The sequence below is a fragment of the Natranaerobius trueperi genome, assembly GCF_002216005.1.
Lineage (GTDB): Bacteria > Bacillota > Natranaerobiia > Natranaerobiales > Natranaerobiaceae > Natranaerobius_A > Natranaerobius_A trueperi.
Genome location: NZ_NIQC01000061.1, coordinates 1 through 1,635 on the forward strand (window position 1 = coordinate 1; position 1,635 = coordinate 1,635).

At 30.9% G+C, this 1,635-nt stretch carries 1 protein-coding gene; it reads left to right on the forward strand.

Annotation, left to right across the window (positions count from 1 at the left end; translation table 11 throughout):
* Positions 1-83: 83 nt before the first annotated feature.
* The coding region (locus CDO51_RS12960) for an IS1182 family transposase (protein ID WP_089024640.1) at positions 84-1,635 on the forward strand (1,552 nt) is incomplete at its 3' end.

Sequence of the window (1,635 nt, forward strand, 5' to 3'; positions counted from 1 at the left end):
TTTAAATAAATATTAAAAAGAAGCCGCTCTTTTGATAAAATGGTAAGTGACCAAACAAACCAATAGAAAGGAGCGGCTTCTTTATGAACAATAATAAAATTGTCTTTAAAGATTATAACATGAATCAATTACAGTTACCAATGGATTTAAGTGAAGAAATTCCAAAAAATCATGTAGTAAGAGTAGTAAATGATGCAATAGATGAATTGGATGATAATATATTCTTAAAATACTACCCAGGTGGAGGTAGAAGTAGCTATCATCCAAAGATGATGACTAAAATTTTAGTATATGCTTATACACAAAAGATATATACTTCAAGGAAAATAGCAAAAGCAGTTAGAGAACAACTACCTTTTATGTGGATAGCAGCACGACAAAAACCTAATTTTAGAACTATAAATAGATTTAGATCAAAACGAATGAAGCACGTAATAGATGAAGTATTTACATCAGTACTAGAACTTTTGATAAAAGAGGGTTACGTAAAATTCGAAAATTACTTTTTAGATGGAACTAAAATAGAGGCAGATGCAAATCGTTATAGCTTTGTATGGAAGAAATCTACCGATCGTTATGAAGCTGATCTTCAAGCCAAAATAAGAAAATTATTAAAAGAAATAGAAGCCGAAAACGATTATGAAAATGAACTTTATGGAGATAAAGATCTAGACGAGTTAGGAGAAGAAAGTCAAATAACTAGTGATGACTTAAAAAATACCGCAGAAAAACTAGAATCACGTTTAGAAGAAGAACCAGAAAACAAAAAGTTGAAAAAAGCCGTTAAAACTATAAAGAAAGATTATTTACCCCGGACTAAAAAATATGAAAGATATCAGTCTACTTTTAAAGGTAGAAATAGTTTTTCTAAAACAGACACTGATGCAACTTTTATGCGTATGAAGGAAGATCATATGAGAAATGGTCAATTAAAGCCGGGGCATAATCTTCAATTAGGTACAGAAAAACAATTTATTTTAGGATACAGTATTCATCAAAAACCAGGTGATACAACTTGTTTAATTCCTCATTTAGAAAGATTGAAAAAGCTTTTTGGTAAAACACCAAAAAATATAATAGCTGATGCTGGGTACGGTAGCGAAGAAAACTATCGGTATTTAGAAGAGCAAGGTAAGAATAGCTATGTTAAGTACAATACATATTTTAAAGAACAAAAACGCAATTGGAAAAAACAGGTGTTTCGTAGAGAAAATATGTATTATAATTCAGAAGACGATAAATTCATATGTCCAAATGGGAAAGAATTAATCTTTCAATTTGATAAATATTACAGAACAGAGTCAGGATATTTTACAAAATATCGACACTACAAATGCTTTGACTGTGATGGTTGTGATTTTAGGGAGAAGTGTACCCGTTCAAGGACTGGTAGAACAGTTAGAGTTAACTGGGAGTTAGAAAAATATAAAAAGCAAGTAAGAGAGAACCTTGGAAGCGACCATGGAAAAAAGCTCTCTTCAAAGAGAAAAGTTGAAGTGGAGAGCGTATATGGTCATTTCAAGGCTAATCGTGTTTTTAGAAGATTTGTGCTTCGTGGTATAGAAAAGGTTAATATTGAAATAGGTTTGATGAGTTTAGCACATAATATGTTAAAAAAAGCAGCCCTAACATATT